The organism is Agriterribacter sp. (assembly GCF_035444585.1).
Classification (GTDB): Bacteria; Bacteroidota; Bacteroidia; order Chitinophagales; family Chitinophagaceae; genus Agriterribacter.
In genome coordinates, this window is the sequence record NZ_DAOMOZ010000294.1 from 1 (window position 1) to 4,848 (window position 4,848).

4 protein-coding genes are annotated in these 4,848 nt (G+C 45.6%); 2 read left to right on the plus strand and 2 right to left on the minus strand.

The window, feature by feature from the left end:
• Window positions 1-215 precede the first annotated feature (215 nt).
• On the minus strand, window positions 216-1,316 hold the full coding sequence (locus PLH26_RS20270; RefSeq protein WP_324587844.1) for an IS91 family transposase: 1,101 nt from the start codon (window positions 1,314-1,316) through the stop codon (window positions 216-218).
• A complete protein-coding gene (locus PLH26_RS20275) occupies window positions 1,295-2,221 on the minus strand; it encodes a tyrosine-type recombinase/integrase (RefSeq protein ID WP_324587847.1) in 927 nt (308 codons plus the stop codon). Before PLH26_RS20275 ends, PLH26_RS20270 begins: the two co-directional genes overlap by 22 nt.
• Before the next feature lie 97 nt (window positions 2,222-2,318).
• Between PLH26_RS20275 and PLH26_RS20280 the strand changes: the two genes are divergently transcribed.
• Window positions 2,319-3,194: a SusC/RagA family TonB-linked outer membrane protein gene (locus PLH26_RS20280; protein ID WP_324587845.1), complete on the plus strand. Its 876-nt coding sequence runs from the start codon at window positions 2,319-2,321 to the stop codon at window positions 3,192-3,194.
• A 38-nt stretch (window positions 3,195-3,232) separates the two neighbouring features.
• A partial coding sequence (locus PLH26_RS20285) for a RagB/SusD family nutrient uptake outer membrane protein (RefSeq protein WP_324587846.1) occupies window positions 3,233-4,848 on the plus strand: 1,616 nt, incomplete at its 3' end.

Sequence of the window (4,848 nt, forward strand, 5' to 3'; positions counted from 1 at the left end):
CTAATAACTAAGCTTTCGTTTCGTCCGCAGGACGAGGAATGAAAGCGATGTTGAACGGAACCTACGGTTGCCGCTCTTGCACTATGGAGATGTCGTTTTTGATTTGGAGGTATTTTGCAGACCCGGAAGGGGTCTGCTTTTGAGTTGAGGCAGTTCAGGGACGGTGTTTGTCAATTTTTTTCGTACCGGCACATAAAACCCCTTACCCGTAAAACTTAACTTACAGGAACAGGTTGTTTTTCAGTTAAATAATGTTCTGGGGGACCACGCTTGCCAAAAACTTCTATAGTAACCAGCATACCGGTTTTGCAACAGGGACAGCGATACAACTGTGTTTTAGCTACCAGCAGAGGCTTAACAGTGATTTTCAACTCTTGTTGCAACTGCTGTAGTTTGCCCCGCTTCCAGGCGCTGCTTAGTATGCCGTAATGCCGTATACGCACAAATCTTTGCGGGAGTATATGTTGGGAAAACCGCCTTGTAAATTCGGCATTACTTAAGGTCATCTGCCTTCGACAGCTGCCATTACGGTAGTCCTTATAACCAAAGGTTACATCTGTTGGGGTTACTTTCTGTATACGGTGATTGCTGATGGCTACTTTATGGGTGTACCTGCCTAAGTATTCAATAACCTGGTTTGGTCCGCCAAATGGACGCTTGGCATACACCACCCAGTCTTTTGTAAATAAGCTGTCTATAAGTGCCTGGTCTTTTATGCCAGACGCTCTTAACTGATGTATATATTTTGCCCTGAACACTTTGCTCAATGCTTTTACCGGGAACAGGTATTTGTTACTGCGCAACTGTTTTTGCCACCTGCCTTTTTGATCTATGCCACCGCCGGGCACTATACAATGCAGGTGTGGGTGCAGGCTCAGGTTTTGACCCCAGGTGTGCAACACGGCTATCATCCCCATTTGTATACCCTGCTGCTTTCCAAACTGATGGATGGTTTGCCATGCTGCACTGAACAATGCATCATACATCAGTTTGGGCTGATGCAAAGCAAGGGGGTTCAGCTCACAGGGAAGCGTGAACACTACATGATAGTAGGTGCAGGGCAACAGTTCCTGCTCCCGCTTTTGTATCCACTCCTCCCGCTTATGTCCCTGGCATTTAGGGCAGTGACGGTTGCGGCAACTGTTATAGCTGATATGTATTACGCCACAGTCGGTACATACATCCACATGACCGCCCAGTGCCGATGTACGGCATTGCTCTATAGCTCGTAAAGTTTTTTGCTGATGAACCGTAAAGGACGAAGGCGTAATATCAGCGTGACGTAATACATCGGCTACTTCCCGGCGCGGCTGCATAAAGCAAACACTTTATCCAACGGGCTGTGAGACAGTTGATCCGGTGTCTGACACACATGCAGGTAAACCATGGTATTCTCTATATTGGCATGACCCAGCAGCTTCTGAACACTGATGATATTAACGCCGTCTTCCAGCAAATGGGTGGCATAACTATGACGGAGCATGTGGGTATGCACTTCTTTGATGATACCGGACTGCCGGGCTATATTGGTCACAACCCACTGCACGCCGCGCTGGCTGTAGCGACTGTCAAAGTCGCCCCCACCGCGACCATTGGGCTGACCGTTAAACAACCAATCGGCAGGGTGCTCTGCGGATATGTATTTTTTGATGCCACGTACCAGGTGGGCTGATAAAGGAACGTAACGGTCTTTGTTGCCTTTGCTTTGAACAATATGTACCAGATTTCGGTCAAAATCAAGGTCTTTCAACCGGAGATTGCGTACTTCCATACAACGCAGGCCGCAACCATACAATAAACCAATCAAAATTTTATGCTTGAGTAATGTAGCGGTTTGCAGCATCCGCCATATTTCTTCGCGGCTTAGGATAACAGGCAACTGCTTATCTCTTTTAATAGCCGGAAGGTGAAGATGGTCATAAGCTAACCCTTCTGTCTTCAACAGGAACCGGAGTCCGTAAACGGTATGTTTAAAATATGTTTGGGAGGGTGTCTTGCTGCGTTGCTGCAGTTCATAAAGATAATCTTTCACCTGTTCGGGATCCAGCTCCGTAGGAAGGCACTGAAAATGCAGCGCTATAGCTGCTACATGACGACTGTAATTATCAAAAGTGCGGGGCGCCCGACCCAGGATAGAAATATTACGCTCAAAGCGTTGAAGCAGTTCTGTAAATCCTGTAACTTCACGGCAGGCACGATTGAGGTACTTATTCCATCTCAGTTCTTCCGGCGATTTTTTTTCGTTGTCATAATTTTAATGTTTTGATGAAATACAAACTTACGGATAGTGCGGAAGGCTTCCGTAGGTTTAGTTCAACATGATCTTTGCCTACACGGTAAGCAGCACTATAGTGCCGGGCGGATTTGTGTGGGGTAATGGCGGAAAGGTACGCAACCGTGGTGTTGAGCTTAGTTTAGCGGCAACTCCTGTAAAGTCTAAAAATTTTTCATGGAATACTGCCGTAAACTTTGCTGCCAATAAAAACCTGATCTTAGATATGAACGGACCTGCCAAATACGGGGTAAATTCGGATTCTATCCGTTATACCCAGCCTGATGGCGCCGGTCAAACCAACAGTACCCTGCAGATCCTTAAAGTAGGTCATTCCATTGGCGAGTTCTTTACACTCAATTACCAGGGAAAAGATACAGACGGCAACTCGCAGTTCCTGGCGCAGGATAAAACCTTAACCACTTCGCCTGCCATCGGCACAGATTACATTTATGCCGGCAGTCCGTACCCTAAATTATTGCTGGGGTGGAACAATACCATAAGCTATAAAAACTTTGATCTTAACTTCTTTTTCAGGGGCGCATTCGGCGGCAGGATATTTAATGTAAGCAGGGCCGATCTTTCTTACACGGTAAATGCTGCCGTAAATAATATCAGCATTCATGCTGCAGATGATTTGATGACAGACGCGAAAAACAACGCGTATTCTACCCGGTATATTGAAAATGGCTCTTACGTAAGGTTAGACAATGCCACCCTCAGCTATCGTGTGCCGGTGAAGAAAGAAGGCTATGTTAGCCATCTCAGGTTTTATCTGACATCTAACAACATTTTTGTTATTACCAAATACACCGGTATTGATCCTGAAATTAACCAGGGCGGTGTAGGTTTGGGTGTGGAAGGAAATAACTTTTATCCCAAGACCCGCACTATTGTATTGGGTGTGAATGTAGGTTTCTGATAAAACCAATGAATTTTAATTTATCAAAAAGATCAAGAATGAAAAAGCTTATAAAATATATAATCCCTGCTTTATTTACCGTGGCGTTGAGCGCCTGTCATAAAATAGATGTAACGCCAAAGTCATTGTATACAGAGGATGTTTTCCCGCAAACGGAAGAGCAGTTCCAGGCGCTTATAGGACCTGTATACACCAGCTTAAGAGGACATTTTGCGCTCACTTATTTTTTTATATCCGAATGTTCCACAGATGAAGCCATATTGCCGGCTTATGGCGGTAACTGGTACGATGGTGCCAGCTATGAGGCATTACACAGGCATTCCTGGACCCCGGATCATAACTGGGTAAATACAGCCTGGAATGATGTTACCGGACTGGTAGGTACCTGTAACCAAACCCTGTATATTTTAGCCAATGCGCCTGAAGGCGATGCAAAAAATACAAGTATAGCAGAGGTAAAAACGGTGAGGGCTTATGCTTACTGGGAACTGATGGATCTATACGGAGGCGTGCCTTTGGATACGGCATATCCAAGTCCCGGACTCCAGGCAAGAGCAAGCCGCCAGGATGTGTTTAATTTCGTGGAATCTGAGCTTAAAGCCGCATTACCGTATTTAAAGGAAGAAGTGGATGCCTCTACTTATGGCAAACCCACCCGGCATTTTGCGAATGCGCTCCTGGCTAAATTGTATCTTAATGCAGAAGTATATACAGGCAGCGCTAAAAATGATGAGTGTATTGCCGCATGCGATGCCGTTATCAGTTCCGGTAAATACGCCATCCAGCCAAGGAACAGCTACCTGCAAATGTTCCGCCCCGACAATGGCCCAACGAATCAGTCGGAATTTATTTTTGCTATTCCTTACGATCCCTCAACCTCAGCCGGGTATATGTTTTACGGGCGTTACGATTTAAACAGGAACCTGGGGATGAAATACGGATACTCCGGCTCAACAGCGGGAACAAATGTTGACCCTGTTATCAATCAAACCACAGGCAACGGGCTTGTAAACAGTAAGCCCAGCGGGCCAAGAGCTACGCTGTCAAGCTTCTTGAACTATTTCTTGTCTGATGAAAATGATATCAGGCTGAAACAATGGCTTTATGGGCCGCAGTACTGGGATAATGGTAATCCTATTATGGTAAAAACAACCAACCTGGGGTATAACCAGTTTTATACCGGGGCAGACGGGGGCAACACCTATATTTATCACTTAAACATAGACACTTCAATACAGTTAAGACAAAACCCAACATTGTTTGATTGCGGTAATGATGAAATAGCCTGGAACCAGGGCACCAGGAACATTAAGTTTCATCCTGATGCCGGCTCAACCACGAGAAACCAGGACAACGATGTGCCTGTATTCCGCTATGCCGATATTTTATTGATGAAAGCGGAAGCAATCCTTCGTGGCGGCACGGCCACTTCAGGACAAACAGCATTGACGCTTGTAAATATGGTACGTTCCAACAGAACCACATCTGCAGACTGGACCTCTGTTGACCTGGAAGATCTTTACGAAGAAAGGTGCCGTGAATTTGCCTGGGAGTGTTTGCACAGGAACGATATGATAAGATTTGGAAAGTATGAAAATATATATGGTTTTAAAACCAACACCGATACCTACCGCAGGCTGTTCCCGATCCCAAC

Excerpts from the sequence above, each read along its gene's own strand:
- PLH26_RS20270 (WP_324587844.1), bottom strand. The coding sequence starts at position 1,316 with ATGCAGCCGCGCCGGGAAGTAGCCGATGTATTACGTCACGCTGATATT.
- PLH26_RS20280 (WP_324587845.1), top strand. The coding sequence starts at position 2,319 with ATGATCTTTGCCTACACGGTAAGCAGCACTATAGTGCCGGGCGGATTT.